This window comes from Streptomyces sp. PTY087I2 (assembly GCF_001687325.1).
Lineage (GTDB): Bacteria > Actinomycetota > Actinomycetes > Streptomycetales > Streptomycetaceae > Streptomyces.
Window position 1 is genome coordinate 123225 of the sequence record NZ_LZRD01000019.1, and the last position, 20141, is coordinate 143365.

General features: G+C 72.9%; 17 protein-coding genes. 9 read left to right on the forward strand and 8 right to left on the reverse strand.

The window, feature by feature from the left end; genetic code table 11:
* Positions 1-106: 106 nt before the first annotated feature.
* On the forward strand, positions 107-2962 hold the full coding sequence (locus A3Q37_RS21445; protein ID WP_079137912.1) for a GNAT family N-acetyltransferase: 2856 nt from the start codon (positions 107-109) through the stop codon (positions 2960-2962).
* Positions 2963-3016: 54 nt separating this feature from the next.
* Here the strand turns inward: A3Q37_RS21445 and A3Q37_RS21450 are convergent, their stop codons facing one another.
* Together A3Q37_RS21450 and A3Q37_RS21455 are read right to left on the reverse strand one after the other, a co-directional pair.
* Positions 3017-3493 (reverse strand): sel1 repeat family protein, encoded by a 477-nt coding sequence (locus tag A3Q37_RS21450; protein WP_065487122.1) that lies wholly within the window; start codon positions 3491-3493, stop codon positions 3017-3019.
* Positions 3494-3562: 69 nt separating this feature from the next.
* Positions 3563-5116 carry a CehA/McbA family metallohydrolase gene (locus tag A3Q37_RS21455; RefSeq protein WP_107471574.1) on the reverse strand — a complete coding sequence of 518 codons (1554 nt, stop codon included), beginning with the start codon at positions 5114-5116 and terminating at the stop codon, positions 3563-3565.
* A gap of 169 nt (positions 5117-5285) precedes the next feature.
* Here A3Q37_RS21455 and A3Q37_RS21460 point away from each other — a divergent pair, with 169 nt between their 5' ends.
* Positions 5286-6131: an LLM class F420-dependent oxidoreductase gene (locus tag A3Q37_RS21460; RefSeq protein WP_065487406.1), complete on the forward strand. Its 846-nt coding sequence runs from the start codon at positions 5286-5288 to the stop codon at positions 6129-6131.
* Between the two features lie 108 nt (positions 6132-6239).
* Positions 6240-7724 (forward strand): penicillin-binding protein 2, encoded by a 1485-nt coding sequence (locus A3Q37_RS21465; RefSeq protein WP_065487126.1) that lies wholly within the window; start codon positions 6240-6242, stop codon positions 7722-7724.
* A 127-nt stretch (positions 7725-7851) separates the two neighbouring features.
* On the opposite strand, the gene A3Q37_RS21470 is transcribed toward A3Q37_RS21465, so the two are convergent.
* Positions 7852-9009: an Lrp/AsnC family transcriptional regulator gene (locus A3Q37_RS21470; protein ID WP_065487128.1), complete on the reverse strand. Its 1158-nt coding sequence runs from the start codon at positions 9007-9009 to the stop codon at positions 7852-7854.
* A gap of 59 nt (positions 9010-9068) precedes the next feature.
* On the opposite strand from A3Q37_RS21470, the gene A3Q37_RS21475 reads away from it, so the two are divergent.
* Positions 9069-10316, forward strand: a complete 1248-nt coding sequence (locus A3Q37_RS21475) for a M20 family metallopeptidase (protein ID WP_065487130.1) — start codon at positions 9069-9071, stop codon at positions 10314-10316.
* Positions 10313-11776, forward strand: coding sequence for an MFS transporter (locus tag A3Q37_RS21480; protein WP_065487132.1), 1464 nt, complete (start codon positions 10313-10315; stop codon positions 11774-11776). The genes A3Q37_RS21475 and A3Q37_RS21480 overlap by 4 nt, the downstream gene beginning before the upstream one ends.
* Before the next feature lie 294 nt (positions 11777-12070).
* On the opposite strand, the gene A3Q37_RS21485 is transcribed toward A3Q37_RS21480, so the two are convergent.
* A complete protein-coding gene (locus tag A3Q37_RS21485; protein WP_065487134.1) occupies positions 12071-12793 on the reverse strand; it encodes an HAD family hydrolase in 723 nt (240 codons plus the stop codon).
* Positions 12794-12943: 150 nt separating this feature from the next.
* On the opposite strand from A3Q37_RS21485, the gene A3Q37_RS21490 reads away from it, so the two are divergent.
* The gene (locus A3Q37_RS21490) at positions 12944-15538 is read left to right on the forward strand and encodes a bifunctional FO biosynthesis protein CofGH (RefSeq protein ID WP_065487136.1); all 2595 of its coding nucleotides are present in this window, start codon (positions 12944-12946) and stop codon (positions 15536-15538) included.
* A 39-nt stretch (positions 15539-15577) separates the two neighbouring features.
* Here the strand turns inward: A3Q37_RS21490 and A3Q37_RS21495 are convergent, their stop codons facing one another.
* Complete coding sequence (locus tag A3Q37_RS21495) at positions 15578-16090, reverse strand: hypothetical protein (protein WP_065487139.1); 513 nt, start codon at positions 16088-16090, stop codon at positions 15578-15580.
* A 58-nt stretch (positions 16091-16148) separates the two neighbouring features.
* On the opposite strand from A3Q37_RS21495, the gene A3Q37_RS21500 reads away from it, so the two are divergent.
* Positions 16149-16841, forward strand: a complete 693-nt coding sequence (locus tag A3Q37_RS21500; protein WP_065487141.1) for a class I SAM-dependent methyltransferase — start codon at positions 16149-16151, stop codon at positions 16839-16841.
* A gap of 21 nt (positions 16842-16862) precedes the next feature.
* Here A3Q37_RS21500 and A3Q37_RS21505 read toward each other — a convergent pair whose 3' ends face one another.
* Positions 16863-17912, reverse strand: coding sequence for an aldo/keto reductase (locus A3Q37_RS21505; RefSeq protein WP_065487143.1), 1050 nt, complete (start codon positions 17910-17912; stop codon positions 16863-16865).
* A gap of 209 nt (positions 17913-18121) precedes the next feature.
* On the opposite strand from A3Q37_RS21505, the gene A3Q37_RS21510 reads away from it, so the two are divergent.
* The gene (locus A3Q37_RS21510; protein ID WP_107471575.1) at positions 18122-18910 is read left to right on the forward strand and encodes an NPP1 family protein; all 789 of its coding nucleotides are present in this window, start codon (positions 18122-18124) and stop codon (positions 18908-18910) included.
* Between the two features lie 17 nt (positions 18911-18927).
* On the opposite strand, the gene A3Q37_RS37295 is transcribed toward A3Q37_RS21510, so the two are convergent.
* Positions 18928-19095, reverse strand: a complete 168-nt coding sequence (locus tag A3Q37_RS37295; protein WP_176711472.1) for a hypothetical protein — start codon at positions 19093-19095, stop codon at positions 18928-18930.
* Between A3Q37_RS37295 and A3Q37_RS21515 the strand changes: the two genes are divergently transcribed.
* Positions 19054-19647 (forward strand): NAD(P)-binding domain-containing protein, encoded by a 594-nt coding sequence (locus A3Q37_RS21515; RefSeq protein WP_079137923.1) that lies wholly within the window; start codon positions 19054-19056, stop codon positions 19645-19647. The genes A3Q37_RS37295 and A3Q37_RS21515 overlap by 42 nt on opposite strands.
* Here A3Q37_RS21515 and A3Q37_RS21520 read toward each other — a convergent pair.
* A complete protein-coding gene (locus A3Q37_RS21520) occupies positions 19610-20092 on the reverse strand; it encodes a hypothetical protein (protein ID WP_255311890.1) in 483 nt (160 codons plus the stop codon). The two genes, A3Q37_RS21515 and A3Q37_RS21520, sit on opposite strands and share 38 nt — an antisense overlap.
* Positions 20093-20141: the final 49 nt, after the last annotated feature.

The window sequence follows — 20141 nt, forward strand, 5'->3', positions numbered from 1 at the left end:
GCCGCCCCGGCCCACTGCCCAAAGGGTCTCTTTAGGTTAGGCTAACCTAAATCTCGGGGGCTGGGGAGTGGCTGAAAACCACCGGGAACAGGGGATGGGCAGAGCGATGACCGCTGACGTCGACAGCGAGAGACCTGGCGAGAGACCCGATCGGGCGCAGGGGGCCGTGGGCTACGAACTCTTCCGGGACGACTGGGGAATCCCCCATCTGCGGGCCGCCGACGCCCTCGCGCTGGCCCGCGCCCAGGGTCACGCCACCGCCCTCGACCGGGCCTGGCAGCTGGAGACCGAACGGCACCGGGTGCTCGGTACCAGCGCCTCCCACCTCGGCGCGGAAGCCGTCGACTGGGACCGGTTCGTCCGGCGGGCCCGGATCGCCGACACCGCCCGCCGCTGCTTCGACCACCTCGCGCCGGAGACCGCCGCCTGGGTGACGGCGTACGTCGACGGCGTCAACGAGGGCCTTGCCGAAGGGGCCGAGCGGGCACCCGAGTTCGCCGCCGTGGGCCTCGCGCCCGGCCGCTGGGAGCCCTGGACCCCGCTGGGCGTCTGGCTCTCCACCCACATCCTGTTCGCGGGGTTCCCGACCAAACTCTGGCGCGAAGAGGTGGCCCGCCGGCTCGGCGAGGACCGGATGACCCTCTTCGCCACCGACGGCCCCGGCACGGCGGGCAGCAACGGCTGGCTGCTCACCGGCGCCCGCACCGCCACCGGAGCCCCGCTCGTCGCGGGCGACCCGCACCGCTTCATCGAGAACCCCGGCGTCTACCAGCAGATCCGCCTCGCCTGCCCCGAGTTCGACGTCGTCGGCCTCGCCGTCCCGGGCATCCCCGGCATCGCCCACTTCGGCCACACCGGCCATGTCGCCTGGGCGATCACCAACGCCATGGCCGACTACCAGGACCTCTACCGGGAGCGGTTGCACCGCACGCCGGACGGCGGAGTGGAGGCGCTCGGCCCGGACGGCTGGTACCGGGCCCACGCCCACACCGAGACGATCGAGGTGGCGGGGGCGGAGCCGGAGCGGGTCGAGGTGATCGAGACGGACCGGGGGCCGGTGATCATCGGGGACGTGGCCGACGGTGAGGCGGCCCGTGCGCTCCTGTCGGCCGATGGCACCCGCTCCCGGCCCGGCGAGGCCGCTGACGGCCCTTTCATCAGCCTCCGCTACCCGCCCCGTGTCACCGGCGAGCTCGGCTTCGACGTGCTGCCCGCGCTGCTCCGGGCCCGTACGGTCGGCGACGTCGACACCGCCCTCGACCGCTGGGTCGAACCCGTCAACGTGGTCCTGGCCGCCGACACCGCCGGGGACACCCTCCACCGGGTCGCCGGGTACGTCCCCGTGCGCCCGTACGCCAACCGGCTGCGGGTCGTTCCCGCCGAGGACCCGGCGTACGCCTGGCGCGAGGGCGAGGCCGTCCCCCTGCCCCGTACCGAGGTGGACGGCTCCGACGGCTCGGGCGGAATCGCGGTCATGGCCAACGAGCGCGGCCTCGCCGCCCCGCTCGGCGTCGAGTTCGCACCCCCTCACCGGGCCCGCCGGATACGGGAGTTGCTCGGCGCGGGCACCGGCTGGACCCCCGACGCCCAGGCCGCCGTCCACACCGACACCCGCCTCGCCTCTTCCCGCCGACTGCTGTCCCTGCTCGCCTGGGCCCCCGGCCTCGGCCCCGCCGCCGAACGTCTCCGGGACCGGCTGCTGCGCTGGGACCGCCACATGGACGCGGACAGCACCGACGCGACCCTCTACGCCCGCCTGCGCACCGACGTCGTCCACCGGCTGGCCGCCCACCCCGCGCTGAAGGGCGTCACGGGCGAGGACGACCCCTGGCGTTCGGCCGCCTACCCCGCCCTCTTCCGCCCCTGGCTCGCCGCCGTCCCCCGGATCGGCTACGCCCTGGAGAGCCTGCTCACCGTCGGACTCCTGCCGTACGAGGACCGGTTGGCGCTCGTCGCCGCCTCGGCCGAGGCCGTCGCGGCGGCGGCCGAGGAGACCCCGCCCGCCCCGTGGGGCGAGCTGCACCGGCTGTCCCCCTGGCAGGCCCTTCCGGGCGTCACGCCCGACGAGGAGGCGATCCGGCCGGGCGTCGCGGGCGACCACGACTGCGTGCTGTCCACCTCCAGCGTCCCCGGCGTCACCGACCTGTTCGCCCGGGGCCCGGCCGCCCGGTATGTCTGGGACCTGGCCCGCCGCGAGGACAGCCGGTGGGCGGTCCCGTTCGGCGCGTCCGGCATCCCCGGGTCCGCCCACCACCGCGACCAGACGCCCCTGTGGGTACGCGGCGAACTCGCCCCGGTCGTCACGGACTGGAACCTGCTGCACCGCACGACGCTTCACCGCACGACGCACCATCCCGAGGAGAACCCCGCCATGACCACTGACGAACCCATCGCCCCCGCACTCCGCCCGGCCGTTCACGAGCAGAAGATCGAGGGCTTCGGGACCGTCCGCCTGGTCCCGGTCGTCCCGGCGGCCGACGCCGAGCTGCTGCACGGCTGGGTCACCGAAGAGCGGTCCCGCTTCTGGGGCATGGCCGACCACACCCGCGAACAGGTCCGCGAGATCTACGAGTTCGTCGACTCGCTGCCCACGCACCACGCCTACCTCGCTCTGCTCGACGGGGTCCCGGCCGCGCTCTTCCAGACGTACGAGCCGGACGCCGACCCGGTCGGCGAGTGCTACGACGTACAGCCCGGGGACTTCGGCGTCCACCTGCTGATCGGGCCCGCCGAGGGCGAAGGGGAGGTGAAGGGGTACACGGAGGCCCTGCTCACCGCGTTCATCGCCTACGTCTTCAGCGACCCGGCCCACCTGCGGGTCATCGTGGAGCCCGACGCCCGCAACGAGAAGGCGATCGCCCGGATGGTCCGGATCGGGTTCGAGCTGGGCCCGGAGATCCAGAAGCCGGAGAAGACGGCCCGGCTCGCGTTCCTGACGAGGACGGCGCTGGGACTGGCGTAACGGAGTCGTCGGCGTAACGGCGTAACGGCGTAACGTCGTTCTGGCGCAACGGAGTTACGGAGCCGGGTCCGCCCCGTCCGGGTGCAGCGCGCCGCCCGGGCGGAACAGCCGCTTGGCCACCGCGTGCCCGCGCTCCGCCGCCATCCGGAACCACGGCTCCGCCGCCGCCAGGCCCTCGCGCTGCTCGACCAGGCGGCCCAGCTCCCACATCGACTCCACGTCACCGGCCTTCACGGCCTGCCGCAGCAGCCGCTCGGCCGTGTCGGGGCGCCCCTCGGCCCGCGCGGTCAGGGCCAGCGTCCGCAGCCCCCGTACCGCCCGCGCGTCCCCGGCGGCGGCCGCGGCCGCCAGCGCGCGCGGATCGGCGGGGCGGCGGTAACGGTTCCCCAGGACCAGCAGGATCCCGAGCACCCACATGATCCAGCTCAGGCTGATCAGCGTGCCGTTGCCGGTGAACACCCCGGTCAGGCTCAGCGCGCCGCCCGCCGGCAGCAGGAAGTACCCCAGCCCCGGCCCCACTCCCGGTCCCATGCCCGCTCCTCTCCACCGGCCTCTTCGCCCGGCCTCTCCCGCCGAGCGCGCTTCGTCCCTTCCCGCCTCTCAGCCCGCCGTACCGGCCTTCGCGTCGAGGAAGACCGGATTGGTGAGCGCCGCGAACGCGCCCGGCAGCCCGGGAACGGCCGGTGCGTGCCGGACCTCGGCGCGCACGTACGCCGCGTGGGCGGGAGTCGTACGCCACTCCACCACGCCCGCGCCCGCCGCGGGCAGCGGGGTGGTCAGCAGGACCCCCTGATCGGTGACCAGGCGCACCGTGCAGTCGGCGGACGCACCCGACACCTCCAGCCGTACGGTCACGGGAGCGTCCGCCGCCGCCCGCAGCCGCTCGCCGATGCCCGCGTGCCCGCCCCGCCCGTCCGTCACCGCGAAGGACAGGGTCAGGGCGGCGGACTCGGCGAGGTAGGAGCGGCCCGCCCGGATGCCCGCGAGGATCGCCCGCCGCGACAGGGACTCGGCCAGGACGACGGTCTGCGGGTGGCCGACCTGGTCCGGCTCGCGGTGGGCGTCGCTGTTGCCCATCGCGGGGAGCCAGCGCCCCGGCCGGTCGCCGCCGTCGTCCGCGTTCCGTACGGCGGTCACCAGCGCGTTGTCCCACTCGGCGAGGGCGACCTCGTCGTCCGGGGTCCAGGGCCCGTTCCACACCTCGACCGCGTCCGCCTCCGCGAGGCCGAACTTCCAGTTGCAGCCGATGCAGGTAGCGTGCGGATGGGCGGGCACGACGAGCCCGCCGGCCCGCCGCACCTGGTGCGCGTACCGGCCGAAGCGGTGGTCGCGGGCCCGGTAGCGCCAGTCGACGAAGACGCCCGGGTCGGTGCCGACGGCCAGGACGTGCCCGTTGCGGGTGGTGATCTCCTCGCCGGTCAGGATCAGCAGGTCGTCGCCCCACAGCCCCTCCCACGCGGCGTGCGCGGAGGTGGTGTTGTGCTCGCTGCTGTTGATGAAGTCGAGCCCGGCGGCCCGCGCCGCGGCGGCGACCTCGGCCGGGGTGCGCCGCCCGTCGGAGTGGACGGAGTGGACGTGGCAGTCGCCCCGGTACCAGGCCCGGCCGCGCCCCTTGGCCCGCTCGGGCGGGTGGACCGGGGTGCGGGCGGGGGCCGGTTCGCCGAAGCGGAGGGTGACGGTCACCTCGTACGGGAGGCCCTCGGGGGCGACGGTGTAGGGGGCCAGGGCGATGTGCCAGGTTCCGGGGCGTACGGGGCCGGGGAGATAGCCGGGGGTCGCGTCGTCGGCCCGGACGAAGAACGAGGTGCGCGCCCCGCCGGACCAGCCCCGGAAACCGCGCCCGCCCAGGGCCGTACCGCGTTCGTCGAAGAGGCCGATGTCGAGCGCGTTGCCCTGCGTGCCGGGCGGGACGGGCGGTTTGCCGTACGCGTAGGAGACGGCGAACTCGGCCACGCCGCGCGGGACTTCGACCGGAAGGTACACATAGTCGGGCGATCCGACGGGCAGGGTCCCGCGTACGGTCCGGGTGCGGTGGGGGCCGTCGGGGCCGGACCCGGGGCGGTCCTCGGCTCGGGCGAAGCTCACGGGGGCCAACGTTAAGCCGGTGGCGGCGGTCGCGGCGAGGAGGCCGCGCCGGTTCATGGCGGTGTTCATCGCGGTGTTCATCGCGGTGTTCGTCGAGGTGTTCATGGCCGTCACGGTCTCGGATTTCGCCGACATACGGCTTACGTTGGCGCTTCGCACGGACGACGTACAGAAGGACGACGTAACAAGACGCCGTAGGAACGACGGCGACCACGGAGGTGTCACGGAGGTGGCTTCGATGCGGATTTCCACCACGATCTTCCTCACCGACGAGACGGTGACCCCGGTCAGGCTCGCCCGCGAGCTGGAGCAGCGGGGGTTCGGCGGGCTGTATCTGCCCGAGCACACGCACATCCCGGTGAGCCGCCGCACGCCGTACCCGATGGGCGGTGACCTGCCCCGCGAGTACGGCCGCACGCTGGACCCGTTCGTCGCCCTCGGCCAGGCCGCCGCCGTCACCGAGCGCCTGGCCCTGGGCACCGGCATCACGCTGGTCGCCCAGCACGACCCGATCGACCTGGCCAAGCAGGCGGCCACCCTGGACCATCTCTCCGGCGGCCGGTTCACGCTCGGCGTCGGCTACGGCTGGAACGTCGAGGAGGCCGCCGACCACGGGGTGGAGTGGGCGACGCGCCGGGACCGGGTCCGGGACCGGATGGCGCTGATGCGGGCCCTGTGGGCGGACGAGCCGGCCGGGTACGCGGGCGCGTTCGGGTCGGTGCAGGCGAGCGAGGCGCACCCGAAGCCGTTCCAGCGGCCGCGCGGCCCGGTCAACGGCCCGCGCACGCTGATCGGCGGCGGGGCGGGCCCGAAGCTGTTCGCGCACATCGCGGAGTACGCGGACGGCTGGCTGCCCATCGGGGGCGGGGGTCTCACGGAGTCCCTGCCGAAGCTGCGGGCGGCGTGGGAGGAGGCCGGGCGCGATCCGAAGAGCCTCCAGGTGGTGCCGTACGCGGTTCAGCCGAGCCCCGGGAAGCTCGCCCACTACGCGGAGCTGGGCATCGAGGAGGTCGTGCTCCAGCTGCCCCCGGCGGACGAACCGGAGGTGCTGCGGACCCTGGACGCGTACGCCGCGTACCTCTGAGAAGGGGCCCTCCGGGGCCATCGGTGCAACCGGACCCGCGGACAAGGCATCCTTACTCACCGGGGATCGCACAACGCGGGCCGGAGGCCCGCCCGGGTGGGGAGTCGAATGAACAGGCCGTTGCGGCACATAGCCATCTTCTGCGGGCTGCTGGTGCTGGCCCTGCTCCTGCGGGCGAACTGGCTCCAGCACGTCGACCGTCAGGAGCTGGCCCAGCACGAGCACAACGCCCGGGTGCGGTTCGAGCGGTTCTCCACCCCGCGCGGCGACATCATCGTCGGCGGCAAGGCGGTCACCGGCTCGAAGGAGACCGACAGCCGCGACTACGCGTTCCGCCGGACCTACAAGGACGGTCCGATGTACGCGCCCGTCACCGGGTACGCCTCCCAGGCCCGGGGCACCTCGCTGCTGGAGCGGACGTACGACAGCATCCTCAGCGGCCAGGACGACCGGTTCGCCTTCCGGCACGCCAAGGACGTCCTGACGGGGCAGCCCCGGCGCGGCGGCGACGTGATCACGACGATCGACGCCAAGGCGCAGAAGGCCGGCTACCAGGGGCTGACCGACCTGGGCGCCCGGGGCGCGGTCGTCGCCCTGGATCCGAGCACGGGGAAGGTGCTGGCCCTGGTCTCGACGCCCTCGTACAACCCCGAGGTCTTCGCCGGTATCTCGTTCAAGGAGAGCGACCGCTTCACGGCACTGGAGAAGAAGAAGGCCAAGCCGCTGGCCAACCGCCCGCTGCGTGAGACGTACCCGCCCGGCTCGACCTTCAAGATCCTCACGGCCGCGGCGGCGCTGGAGCACGGTGTCGTCACCGACGTGGACGCCAGGACGGACGCCGTCTCGCCGTACCCGCTGCCGCTCTCCACGAACAAGATCGGCAGCGAGGCGGGCGACGCGGTGTGCAGCAAGGCGTCGATGAAGACCGCCATGCAGTACTCCTGCAACAACGTCTTCCTCGACGCGGCCGCCGAGCTGGGCGAGGACCGGATGCGGGAGACGGCGGAGAAGTTCGGCTTCAACGAGGACGTGTACGCGGAGGAGTTCGGCGACATGCTCGCCACGAAGAGCCTCTACCCGCCGAAGCTCGACAAGCCCGGCACGGCCCTCACCGGCATGGGCCAGGGCAGCCTGACCAGCACCCCGATGCAGATGGCGATGGTCACGGCGGCCCTCGCCAACGACGGCAAGCTGATGCAGCCCTACATCGTCGACGAGCTGCGCGGCCCGGACCTCTCCACGCTGGAGAAGAACGAGCCGATGGAGATGAGCCAGGCCGTCTCGCCGGAGACGGCGAAGAAGGTCCAGGAGATGATGGAGCACACCGCGAAGGAGGGCAGCGCCCAGCGCGCCCTGATCGACGGTGTCACGGTCGGCGGCAAGACGGGCACCGCCCAGCGCGGCGTGAACGTCCGCGACGAGGTCCCGTACGGCTGGTTCGTCAGCTACGGCAAGAAGGACGACGGCCGCTCGGTCGCGGTCGCCGTGTTCATCGACCCGACGGACATGGACATCTCCCGCTCGGACATCTCGGGCGGCCGGCTGGGCGCCCCGATCGCGAAGAGTGTGATGCAAGCGGTGCTGGGGGATTAGGGGGCGCCCACTTCAGCCCGTCCGGCGTTTGAGGACGGAACCCTTGCCCCGGAGGGCGTGAAGCTCACAGGGTCCTGGGGCTCGGCACCCCGCTATGTCACCCAGGGCCACCTGGACGGTTCCGTCCTCAAGCGGCGGACGGGCTGGAAGGGTTGTGCGGTCGACCGGAAGGGCCGCGCAGCCGCTCCAGCAGCTCCCCCTCCGCCCGCTCCGCCACCGGGTCCTCCCAGAACCGCACCGGTACGCCCCGCAGGTGGCGGCCCTTCGGATCCAGGATCTGGCCCGCCAGCTTCAGCGGCCACAGGGTCACCGCCCGGTCGGCGATGGCGAGTTCGGGGAACCGGGCGCCGAGCCGGGCCTCGAACGTCGCGATGTCCTCCGCCGACCGCAGCCAGACTGTGAGCAGCAGGTTGTACGGGCCCGACAGCGAGGCGCACAGCCGCATCTCGCGCAGGCCGATCAGCTGCGAGGCGATCCGGGCGGTCTCCCCGGGCGGGGCGATGCCCCACATCGTGACGGAGACCGGCCAGCCGGAGAGGTAGCGGGCGACCTCGCAGCGGTAGACGAGGGCGTCCTCGCGGTGCATGCGTTCCAGCCGCCGCCGGACCGTGCTCGCGCTCACCCCCGTACGTTCCGCGAGGCGGGCGGCCGGCTGACGGCAGTCCTCGGCGAGCAGCATGCACAGCCGGGTGTCCAGCTCGTCCGGCGACGGCAGACCGCGCCGGGGCGCCGGGTGCGGGCGGCCCCGGGTCAGCTCGGACCGGCCGTCCGGGTCCAGCCGGTCGAGCCGCCACCGGCTGCCCTCCGCGTGGACGGCGGTCGCGATCTGGGAGCGGGTGGCGGCGACCCCGGGCAGCGTGTCGAGCCGGAAGCCGACGTACCGGGCGAGGGCGGCCTGGTCGGGGAAGGCCGCCGTGAGGATCAGGTCCCGGGAGCCGGTGACATGGTCGACGGTGATCAGGTGCGGATCGTCCGCGATCTCGACCGCCACATCGTGCAGGGCGCCCGCCGCGCAGTCCACCTCGATGAACGCGACGATCGGCACGGCGGGCCCCACCGCCACCGTGTAGCAGCTCAGCCAGGCGTGCCCGGCCTCGGTGAGCCGGTTCCAGCGGCGGGCGGCGGTCGAGGCGTCGACCCCGAGGACCTTCCCGATCTGCTGCCACTCCGCGCGGGGCGAGGTCTGGAGCGCGGTGATGAGGAGGTAGTCCAGCTCGTCGAGAACGGGCTCCGGACCACCGGCAGCGGCGGCCTCGATGGCGGATTCCTGCGCCGAGCGTGCCATCCGTGCACCTTCCCTGCGGACGATCATGAGGTGAGGGGGGTGCTCCGCACCATACGCCCATGTCCTTGCTGCACGACGCCCACGCTCTCGCCCCCGCCCTCACCGTCCTGCGCCACGCCCTGCACCGCGAGCCGGAACTCGGCCTCGATCTCCCCCGTACGCAGGCCAAGGTCCTCGCCGCCCTGGAGGGCCTCGGCCTGGAGATCACCCTCGGTACGGGCCTGAGCTCCGTCACCGCCGTGCTGCGCGGCGGCCGCCCGGGCCCCGCCGTCCTGCTGCGCGGCGACATGGACGCGCTGCCCGTCCAGGAGGAGACCGGACTGCCGTACGCCTCCGTCCTCGACGGCCGTATGCACGCCTGCGGCCACGACCTCCACACCACCGGCCTCGTCGGCGCCGCCCGGCTGCTGGCGGCCCGGCGCGAGGAGCTGGCCGGGGACGTGGTGTTCATGTTCCAGCCCGGCGAGGAGGGCCAGGGCGGCGCGAAGATCATGATCGACGAGGGGGTCCTCGACGCGGCGAGGGAGCGGGTCGTCGCCGCGTACGCCCTGCACGTCGTCGCCACCGGGGCCCCGACCGGCTTCGCCGCCACCCGCCCCGGCCCGATGCTCGCCGCCTCCGACGCGGTCCACGTCACCGTGCACGGCCGGGGCGGGCACGGTTCGTCCCCGCACTCCGCGACCGACCCGGTGCCCGCGATGTGCGCCATGGTCACCGCGCTCCAGACCCTCGTCACCCGCGAGATCGACATCTTCGACCCGGCCGTCGTCACCGTGGGCCGGCTCCACGCGGGCACCGCCGCCAACGTCATCCCCGCCACCGCGCATTTCGACGCGACGGTCCGTACCTTCTCCGACACCTCCCACGCCACCGTCCGCGCCGCCTTCGAGCGGACCGTGCACGGGGTGGCCGCTGCCCACGGGGTGCGCGCGGAGATCGACTACGTCGAGCAGTACCCGCCGACTGTCAACCACACGGACGAGGCCGCCTTCGCCCTCGCCACCGCCCGCGACATCCTCGGCGCCGACCACGCCTTCGAGGCCCCGAAGCCGATGGCCGGGTCCGAGGACTTCTCCTTCGTGCTGCGCGAGGTGCCCGGCGCGTTCGTCGGGCTCGGCGCTTGCCCGCCGGGCACCGACCCGGCCACCGCCCCGATGAACCACTCCCCGCAGGCGGTGTACGACGACGGCGCGCTGCCCCACGCGGCGGCCCTGCTCGCGGGCCCGGCCCTGCGCCGCCTGGCCGCAGTCTCCCCGCCCGTACCGCTGCCCACACCGCTGACCGAAGAGGAGCCCGCCCGCCCATGACCGCCACCGCCCCCGCCCCCGGGCCGGCCGCCTCCGCCCCGCCGCCCGCCGCGCCCCGTTCCGTCACCGCCGTCGTCGGTCTGCTGATCTTCTTCGAGGTGATGAGCGGCTTCCTCCAGGTCGGCCTGGCCCCGCTGCTGCCGGACCTCGCCGACCATCTGGGCATCGGCTCGGCCGACCTCAACTGGGTGGTCTCCGTCCAGCTGTTGGCCGCCGCCGTGTGCGTCCCGCTGTTCGGCCGGCTCGGCGACCTGTACGGGCACCGCCGGATGCTCCGGATCGCGCTGGCGCTGATCGCGGCCGGCACGGTGGTGGTCGCCCTCGCCCCCGGTTACGAGGTGCTGCTCCTGGGCCGGCTGCTCCAGGGCCCGATCGCCGCTCTGCTGCCCCTGGAGATCGCCCTCGTACGGGACCGGCTCCCGGTCGCCGACGCGCGCCGGGCGATCGCCCGCCTGGTCGGGGCGCTGACGCTGGGCGCGATGGCCGGGGGCGTGGTCATGGGCCTCGTCGACTCCGCGTTCGGCGATCTGCGCCTGACGCTCCTGGTCCCGGCGGTGCTCGCGGTGGTCTGCGTGCCGATCTCCTTCATCGCCGTACCGGAGTCGGAGGGCCGGGCCGGCGGCCGGGTCGACTGGGCGGGCGTGACACTGCTCAGCGCCGCGATGCTCTCCCTGCTCGGCGGGGTCGGCGGCGCGGAGGGCGGCTCCTGGCTCACGGCGCGAGTGCTGGGCCCGGTCCTGCTCGGGGCGGCGCTCCTGGTGGTGTGGGTGCTGGTGGAACTGCGCAGCGCGGAACCGCTGGTCGACGTCCGGGCGTTGGCCGACCGCCGTACGGCCCCGTTCTACGCGGCGGCTTTCCTCTTCGGCGTCTTCTTCTTCGGCAGCCAGGCCCCCAACTCCACGTTCTACGCGGCGGATCCGGACGTGACGGGGTACGGGTTCGGGCTCGGCGCGCTGGCGATCTCCCTGGTCCTGCTGCCCGCGTCGGTCGGCAGCGTCATCGGTTCCCTGGGCACGGCCGCGGTCGCCCGCCGGATCGGCTACCGCCCCACGTTGATGGGCGCGTTCGGCCTGGTGGCGCTGAGCTTCCTCCAGTTCGCGGTGCTGCACGGCTCGGTGGGGCAGATGGCGGTGGGCTCGGCCTTCCTGGGCCTCGGCATCGGGCTGGCGCTGGGGGCCATGCCGACGGTGATCGTGGAGGCCACGGAGCCCGCGCGCACGGGGATCGCCGCCGCGCTCTACAACAACGTGAAGACCCTGGGCGGCGCGGTGGCGGGCGGCGTCTTCGCCTCACTCCTGGGCGCGTTCGCCGGGGGCGCCACGGGGGAGCCGAGCGAGGGCGGGTACGTGACGGTGTGGGTGGTGGGGGCGGTGTGCGCGGGGGCGGCGGTCCTGATGACGCTACTGGCCCGCCGAGAGGAGACCCTCTTCCAGGGCGACCACCCCAGCCCGTCCGGGTGAGCCTCTTCCGGGGCGACCCTTTCCAACTCGTCCGGGGCGACCACCCCAGCCCGTCCGGCGTTTGAGGACGGAACCGTCGGGCGGCCACCCCAGCCCGTCCGGCGTTTGAGGACGGAACCGTCCAGGTGGGCCTGGGTGACGCAACGGGGTGCCGAGCCCCAGGCCCCTGTCTGTCCTCACGCCCTCCCAGGCAAGGGTCCCGTCCTCAAACGCCGGACAGGCTGGTGGTGACCCCGGACGGGCAGGTGGACGCCCCCGTGACGCGGGAGGTCCCGCCGGCCAGGCTGGGCGGGGTCATCGCACCGACCGCAACGCCCCCCGCCGCACCCCCGTCGCCTCCGCCTCGGACGCGACACCGGCGGCGGAGGCGGCGGAGGCGGAAGAGGCCACCAACCCCACCAGTTCCGTCAACGCGTCGATACGGAAGTCCGCCGTCTCCACCACGTCCGGGTGGTCCGCCCACCAGTGCCCGTACGGCCCCCGCCGCAGATGCGCCGTCCGCAGCCCCGCCGCGGCGGCCGGGAACAGGTCGTCGGCCGGGTGGTCGCCCACGTACAGCGTCGCCTCCGGGGCCGAGCCCGACGCCTCGGCCACCCGCGCGAAGAACTCCGGGTCCGGCTTCCGTACGCCCCACTCGTCCGAGGTGACCACCAGATCGGCGGGCAGGTCCAGCGCCCGCAGCAGCTCCCCGGCCCGGACCGTCCCGTCGCCCGCCACCACGACCCGCACGCCCGCGGCCCGCAGTTCGCCCAGCGCGGGCCGGACATCCTGGTAGAGGTCCGACTCGTCGAGGTGCTCACCGCGCCCGGCGGCGACCCGCGCGCGGTAGGCCTCCTCGACGTCCATGCCGGGCCGCAGGATCCGCAGCGCGTCCGTGGCCTCGCGGCCCTGGGCGACGGCCGCGCCCACCAGCGCGCCGAGCGTGTGCGGCGGTACGCCGAGCCAGTCGGCCCAGGACGCCCAGTGCCGGTCGTCGCGTACGAGGGTTTCGCCGATGTCGAGGACGATCGTTTCCATCATCGTTCCGACCTTAGGCGCGCGGACCCCGTCAACGGGGGAACGTCCGGGTGAGTCGGCCCGCACGAGTGACCAGGAGCACCCCGCGGCCTGCGCATACAGGTCCCGGGCCCTGGTCCGGGACGCGCGCCTCGCTCGTATGCTCGGTTCATGACCGATCCCGATCCCGATCCTCAGCGCGGACGTCCCACCTCCAACGCCATGCGGCGCGCGCTCAAACGGGCCCGTGACGGTGTCGCCCTCGATGTGACCGAGGCCGCCGTCCTGCTCCAGGCGCGCGGCGACGATCTGAAGGATCTGGCCGCGTCCGCCGCCCGGGTCCGGAACGCGGGCCTGGAGGCGGCGGGCCGGCCGGGCGTGATCACGTACTCCCGCAAGGTCTTCATCCCGCTCACCCGCCTCTGCCGCGACCGGTGCCACTACTGCACCTTCGTCACCGTCCCCGGAAAGCTGCGCCGCGCGGGCCACGGGATGTTCCTCTCCCCCGACGAGGTGCTGAAGATCGCCCGCGAGGGTGCGGCGATGGGCTGCAAGGAGGCCCTGTTCACGCTCGGCGACCGCCCCGAGGACCGGTGGCCGGAGGCGCGGGAGTGGCTGGAGGCGGAGGGGTACGACGACACGCTCGCATACGTACGCGCCATGGCGATCCGGGTCCTGGAGGAGACGGGCCTGCTGCCCCACCTCAACCCGGGCGTCATGACCTGGACCGACCTCCAGCGGCTGAAGCCCGTCGCCCCCTCGATGGGGATGATGCTGGAGACGACGGCGACCCGCCTGTGGTCCGAGCCGGGCGGCCCGCACCACGGCTCCCCGGACAAGGAACCGGCCGTACGGCTGCGGGTCCTGGAGGACGCGGGGCGCTCCAACGTCCCCTTCACCACCGGCATCCTGATCGGGATCGGCGAGTCGTACGAGGAGCGCGCCGACTCCCTCTTCGAGCTGCGGAAGACGGCCCGCGCCTACCACGGCATCCAGGAAGTCATCGTGCAGAACTTCCGCGCCAAGCCGGACACGGCGATGCGCGGCATGCCCGACGCGGAGCTGGAGGAGCTGGCGGCCGCCATCGCGGTGGCCCGGCACATCCTCGGCCCGTCCGCCCGGATCCAGGCCCCGCCGAACCTGGTGGACGCCGAGTACGCGCTGCTCATCGGCGCGGGCATCGACGACTGGGGCGGGGTGTCGCCGCTGACCCCCGACCACGTCAACCCGGAGCGCCCCTGGCCGCACATCGACGAACTGGCGCAGAAGACGGCGGACTCGGGCTTCCAGCTCCGCGAACGCCTCACCATCTACCCGGAGTTCATCCAGCGCGGCGAGCCCTGGCTCGACCCCCGGCTCCTCCCGCACGTCCGCGCCTTGGCCGACCCGGAGACGGGCCTCGCCCGCGAGGGGGCCAGCCCCACCGGCCTGCCCTGGCAGGAGCCGGACGAGGGCTTCACCTCCTCCGGCCGCACCGACCTGCACGCCACCATCGACACCGAGGGCCGCACGGGCGACCGCCGCAACGACTTCGACGAGGTGTACGGCGACTGGGAGGCGCTCCGCGAGGCGGCGGCCCCCGGCATGGTCCCGTCCCGCCTCGACGCCGACGTACGCCAGGCGCTGAGCCAGGCCGCCGACGACCCGACGAAGCTCACCGACGACCAGGCTCTCGCCCTGCTCCACGCGGACGGCCCGGCGCTGGACGAGCTGTGCCGGATCGCGGACGCGCTGCGCCGGGACGTGGTCGGCGACGACGTCACGTACATCGTCACGCGGAACATCAACTTCACCAACGTCTGCTACACCGGCTGCCGCTTCTGCGCCTTCGCCCAGCGGCGTACGGACGCCGACGCGTACACCCTCTCCCTGGACCAGGTCGCGGACCGGGCGGCGCAGGCGTGGGACGTCGGCGCGGTCGAGGTCTGCATGCAGGGCGGTATCCACCCGGACCTGCCCGGCACGGCGTACTTCGACATCGCGAGGGCGGTGAAGGAGCGGACGCCCGGCATGCACGTCCACGCCTTCTCGCCCATGGAGGTCGTCAACGGCGCGACCCGCACCGGCATGTCGATCCGCGACTGGCTGACGGCCGCCAAGGAAGCGGGACTTGACTCGATCCCCGGTACGGCGGCGGAGATCCTGGACGACGAGGTCCGCTGGGTCCTCACGAAGGGCAAACTGCCCACGGCCACCTGGCTGGAGGTCATCAGGACGGCGCACGAGGTGGGCCTGCGCTCGTCCTCGACGATGATGTACGGGCATGTCGACCAGCCCCGCCACTGGCTCGGCCACTTCCGCACGCTGGCTCAACTCCAGCAGGAAACAGGCGGCTTGACGGAATTCGTCACGCTCCCCTTCATCCACACCAACGCCCCGGTCTACCTGGCCGGCATCGCCCGCCCCGGCCCGACGGACCGCGACAACCGTGCGGTGACGGCGATGGCGCGGCTCCTCCTCCACCCGCACATCACCAACATCCAGACGAGCTGGGTGAAGTTGGGTACGGAGGGCGCGGCGGAGATGCTCCGCTCGGGCGCGAACGACCTGGGCGGCACGCTGATGGAGGAGACCATCTCCCGGATGGCCGGGTCGAGTTACGGCTCGTACCGCTCGATCCAGGACCTGAAGGCCATCGCCGACCTGGCGGGCCGCCCGTCCCGCCCCCGTACGACGCTCTACGGCGAGGTCCCGGCCGAACGCGTCGCGGCGGCCACGGCGTCGGACGGCCACCTGCCGGAGCTGCTGCCGGTGCTGCCGACCTGAGGGAGGGGAGGGGGCGGGGCGACCCGGCCCCCTCCCCGCTCAGCAGCCCATGGCGGCGAGCCCGGTCGGCAGGTAAGACCGGATGAACCGCTCGATGTCGCGGCTGTGGTCATCCTCGGCGCCTGGCAGCTCCAGGTCGAGGATGTAGCTCCTCCCGGCCTTCGGGCACGGGGCCATCACCACGGACCGCGTGTGGGAGACCACGGCGTTGTCACTGACGTCCGAGGCCCTGAGCTGGTCGAAGCCCCCGAGCCTCCCGCTCTTCGCGTACGCCGGCACGTCGAACTCCCGTTGCCCGGAATGCTCGGTGAAGGCGAATTGCATCAGGCCATCGACGTAGATCTGGCAGGAGAACGACTTGTCGGACACCGAAGGCTTCTCGCGCAGCTCCGCGCCGCTGGGCAAGAGGGCTCCCAGCTCGTCCTTGCTGACGTCCCGGCCGCAGGCCTTGCTCGGGACGGTGTACTCCTCCGCACCCCCGCAGGCCGAGACGCAGGCGAGGAGGAGGACGGCGAGGGAGAGGCGGGCCGCGATGGGAAGGCGGTTCTGCATGTGGACGACCAAGTCACCGTAGCCGCCCGCCCCGTGGCCGACGTAACGTCAGGGGGTGATGAACCACACTCCCCTGGATGAGGGTACGGGCGCGCACCTGGCGGCGATCCGGCAGTCCTACGACACCGTCGCCGCCGACTACGCCCGCTTCGTGAAGGACCCCGGCTCGCTGGACCCGGTGTCGCGCGCCGTCCTGTCGGCCTTCGCCGAGCTCGTGACGTCGTCCGGTCTCGGCCCGACGGCGGACGTGGGCTGCGGACCGGGCAAGGTGACCGCGTACCTGACCGGACTCGGCGTCTCCGCCTTCGGGGTCGACCTGTCACCGAAGATGATCGAACTGGCCCATGCAGCCCACCCGGACCTGCGCTTCGACGTCGGTCCGATGTCCGCACTGGCGGCCGGCGACGGCGAACTCGGCGGCATCCTGGCGTTCTATTCCACCCATCACCTGCCCCCGGCTGAACTGCCGCAGGTGTACGGGGAGTTCTACCGCGCCCTGGCACCCGGCGGGCACCTGCTCCTCGTCACCCGGGTCGGTGAGGAGGAGCACCAGCGGCGTACGTACGGCTACGGCGACGGCGACCCTGCCCCCTTCGACAGCTACCGGCTGCCCGCGGACCGGATCGCCGGGCTGCTGGAGCGGGTGGGCTTCGCGATCACGGCGCAGACGCTGCAAGCGCCGGATGTGGGCGAGAAGCGGCCGGTGGCCGGCTTCCTGGCGAGAAAGCCGGCCACCGCCGAGGCCCCGTAGACGTCGTGGTTCCAGCTGGGCCTACGCCGCCGCGCGTTCGCCCACCGGCCGCCTGCGCAGGCCGACATCGGTGAGGGAGGGCGGGGTCCACACCCCGTCCGGCGGGTAGACGTTGGTGCCCGGTGCGACGATCGCGTCGATACGGTCGAGTGTCTCGTCGTCCAGCGTGAGCGAGGCGCCCTTCAGTAGCCCCTCCAACTGCTCCATCGTGCGCGGGCCGATGATGACCGAGGTGACGGCGGGGTGGGCGAGCGGGAAGGCGACCGCCAGCTCGGGCAGGGTGGCCCCGATGCTGTCGGCCACGGCGACGAGCTGTTCGACGACGTCCAGCTTGGCGGCGGTCAGCGGGGCGTCCGGGTCGAACCGTTGCGGGTGCAGAGCCGCCCGTCCGCTGGTCAGGTCGATGGCCCCGCCCTTGCGGTACTTGCCGGTCAGGAAGCCGGAGGCCAGCGGGGACCAGGTCAGCACGCCCATCCCGTACCGCCGGCAGGTCGGCAGGACGGCCCGCTCGATGCCCCGCGCGAGGATCGAGTACGGCGGCTGCTCGGTCCGGAACCGCCCGAGGCCGCGCCGCTCGGCGACGACGTGCGACTCCACGATCTCCTCGGCCGGGAACGTAGAACAGCCGAAGGCGCGGATCTTCCCCGCCCGCACGAGGTCGGTCAGCGCGGAGAGGGTCTCCTCGATGTCCGTGGCGTGGTCGGGGCGGTGGACCTGGTAGAGGTCGATCCAGTCGGTGCCGAGGCGGCGCAGGCTCTCCTCGACCTCCTTGACGATCCAACGCCGGGAGTTCCCGCCCCGGTTGGGCCCTTCGCCCATCGGGAAGTGGACCTTGGTGGCGAGGACGACGTCGTCGCGACGCCCCTTCAGCGCCTTGCCGACGATGGTCTCGGACTCACCGGCGGAGTACATGTCCGCGGTGTCGACGAAGTTGATGCCCGCGTCGAGGGCGGCGTGGATGACGCGTACGGAGTCGGCGTGATCGGGGTTGCCGACCGAGCCGAACATCATCGTGCCGAGACAGTGCGCGCTGACCTCGATGCCGGTGCCGCCGAGTGTGCGGTAGAGCATGGTCGAGCTCCCTGGTGGGTGCGGGTGGGTGGGACCGGATCCGGATCCGTGCGCGCACTGTAGGACTTCGAGCGCACTCGATGGCAAGCGTGCCGCCTGCGCCGTTCTGGTGGGGGACGGTCTTCCGTTTCTTTCTGTCATGGCCCGGGCAATTCTTGCGGGAGTCACACCTGTCGTGACGTGCTGCCGAGTCAGGAGCGATACAAGTCATGCGAACTCCGCCGATGCCGGATTTCCCCCGCACCGCCACCGTCCTCGCCGCCGCAGGCATCCTCGTGCTGGGCACCGCATCCGCCGCCCACGCCGACCCGCCGGGCAGTCTCCCCCAGAACGCCGGTGGTTACGAGCAGACCTTCTCGCCCGCCTACGACTACGACGGTGACGGCTGCTACGCCACCCCCGCCATCGGCCCGGACGGCACCCTCGCTCCGGGGCTCAAGACGACCGGCGCGATCAACGGCAGTTGCCGGGACCAGTGGGACCTGGACAACTCCCAGACGTACGCCCGCTCGAAGTGCAACAACGGCTGGTGCGGCATCGTGTACGCGAGCTACTTCGAGAAGGACCAGGCCGTCCACGGCAGTGGGCTCGGCGGGCACCGGCACGACTTCGAGCACGTCATCTCCTGGGTCAACCAGGCGTCCAACCAAGTGGATTACGTCTCGACCACCCAGCACAGCACCGTCAAGACCTACCCGCGCTCGCAGGTGCGGTTCGACGGCTCGCACCCCAAGGCCGTCTACCACAAGGACGGTCTGAGCACGCACTTCTTCCGCCTCGCCAACGGCAACGACGAGCCGCCGGAGAACCACTACGGCAACTGGCGCTACCCGCCGATCGTCGACTGGAACGGCTTCCCGAGCACGGAGTTGCGTGACAAGCTCATGAACGCGGACTTCGGGGCCGCGACCATCAAGGTCACCGACAAGGACGACCGGTTCCGCAACCTCCTCAACAACTCCAAGCCCGCCGGGATCCCCTTCGATCCCTGGGCGTGAAGGTTGCAGAAGGGCCGTTACGCGGGTGGGAAAGCGCGTCGGTAGTCGCTCGGCGACACCCCGGCCTGCTTGAGGAGGCGGTGGCGGAGGTTGTTCGCGGTGCCGAGGCCGCTCAGCCCGCCGATCCTGGCGACCTGGGGCAGATGGGATCGGCGCTGGCCGCCACCCTGCTGGAGCGGGGCCACCCGACCACCGTTCGGCCGACAAGGCGCCGCTGGTCAACCGGAGCGCGCGGCAGGCCGCGATACCCGAGGAGGCCGTCGCGGCCTGCCCCCCCGATCATCGTGTGCGTACTGGACCACGACGCCCTGCACGCCACCCTCGACGCCGTCGCGGACTCCCTCGCGGGCAAGTCCCTGGTGAACCTCACCTCCGGCTCCCCCGGGCATGCCCAGGAAGCCGCCGCGTGGGCCCGTTCGCACTCCGTCGACTACCTCGACGGCGCGATCATGACCACTCCGCCGGGCGTCGGCAGCCCCGAGATGATGTTCCTCTACAGCGGCTCGCGGACCGTCCTCTACGCCCACCGCCCGGCCCTGGAGGCCTTGGGAGGCCCCCTGCACCTGGGCACCGAGCCCGGCCTGGCCTCCCTCTACGACGCCGCGCTGCTCGGCCTCGACAACGCCCTGCCCGAACTCCTCAAGGCCACCATGGAACGCACCCGGGACGCGGGCCACGGATCCAGCAGCTACGCGAGCGTCATCGAGGTCCTGAGGAAGGGGGTGGGCGGCGCGTGACCGTGGTGGGGTCCTCGCGCTGCTGCGGGAAGTACTCCTCCATCAGGTAGTCCAGGTGCTCGACGTCCGCCGGGCGTATGGACTCGCGCGGCAGGCGGCGCAGGGCGGCAATGTCCTCGGCGTCGAAGAGACCCGTTGCCGAGAGCTCGCCCAGGGCGTTCAGCTCGCTCTCCAGGCAGTCCGCGTCTTGCTCCAGGGCGGCGGCCGAGGCGAGGAGCGAGGCCAGGGTCCGGGCCTCCCGGCGGTCGAAGGACCGCACCCAGTCGCAGATCGTCTCGCACGCCCGCTCCCGGTCCTTCGCCGATTCCGACGTGAGGTTCCGGGTGAGGGCGAGCAGGTGCTCGTCGCCGATGGATCGGGAGGCGGCTGCGGCGGCGGTCGCCCCCGTATGCCGGAACGGACGGCCAGTCACCGCCGGCCGCCCGTTCCCTCCGGTGCTGTTCACCGGGGCAGCGTACGCGGGAAGGCACGCCCTCCGCCGCCGTCCGCGCATC

What these genes read in the sequence shown, in the direction of transcription:
- A3Q37_RS21445 (WP_079137912.1), top strand. Translation starts at nt 107, where the DNA reads ATGACCGCTGACGTCGACAGCGAGAGACCTGGCGAGAGACCCGATCGG.
- A3Q37_RS21450 (WP_065487122.1), bottom strand. Translation starts at nt 3,493, where the DNA reads ATGGGACCGGGAGTGGGGCCGGGGCTGGGGTACTTCCTGCTGCCGGCG.
- A3Q37_RS21455 (WP_107471574.1), bottom strand. Translation starts at nt 5,116, where the DNA reads ATGAACACCGCCATGAACCGGCGCGGCCTCCTCGCCGCGACCGCCGCC.
- A3Q37_RS21460 (WP_065487406.1), top strand. Translation starts at nt 5,286, where the DNA reads ATGCGGATTTCCACCACGATCTTCCTCACCGACGAGACGGTGACCCCG.
- A3Q37_RS21465 (WP_065487126.1), top strand. Translation starts at nt 6,240, where the DNA reads ATGAACAGGCCGTTGCGGCACATAGCCATCTTCTGCGGGCTGCTGGTG.
- A3Q37_RS21470 (WP_065487128.1), bottom strand. Translation starts at nt 9,009, where the DNA reads ATGGCACGCTCGGCGCAGGAATCCGCCATCGAGGCCGCCGCTGCCGGT.
- A3Q37_RS21475 (WP_065487130.1), top strand. Translation starts at nt 9,069, where the DNA reads ATGTCCTTGCTGCACGACGCCCACGCTCTCGCCCCCGCCCTCACCGTC.
- A3Q37_RS21480 (WP_065487132.1), top strand. Translation starts at nt 10,313, where the DNA reads ATGACCGCCACCGCCCCCGCCCCCGGGCCGGCCGCCTCCGCCCCGCCG.
- A3Q37_RS21485 (WP_065487134.1), bottom strand. Translation starts at nt 12,793, where the DNA reads ATGGAAACGATCGTCCTCGACATCGGCGAAACCCTCGTACGCGACGAC.
- A3Q37_RS21490 (WP_065487136.1), top strand. Translation starts at nt 12,944, where the DNA reads ATGACCGATCCCGATCCCGATCCTCAGCGCGGACGTCCCACCTCCAAC.
- A3Q37_RS21495 (WP_065487139.1), bottom strand. Translation starts at nt 16,090, where the DNA reads ATGCAGAACCGCCTTCCCATCGCGGCCCGCCTCTCCCTCGCCGTCCTC.
- A3Q37_RS21500 (WP_065487141.1), top strand. Translation starts at nt 16,149, where the DNA reads ATGAACCACACTCCCCTGGATGAGGGTACGGGCGCGCACCTGGCGGCG.
- A3Q37_RS21505 (WP_065487143.1), bottom strand. Translation starts at nt 17,912, where the DNA reads ATGCTCTACCGCACACTCGGCGGCACCGGCATCGAGGTCAGCGCGCAC.
- A3Q37_RS21510 (WP_107471575.1), top strand. Translation starts at nt 18,122, where the DNA reads ATGCGAACTCCGCCGATGCCGGATTTCCCCCGCACCGCCACCGTCCTC.
- A3Q37_RS21515 (WP_079137923.1), top strand. Translation starts at nt 19,054, where the DNA reads ATGGGATCGGCGCTGGCCGCCACCCTGCTGGAGCGGGGCCACCCGACC.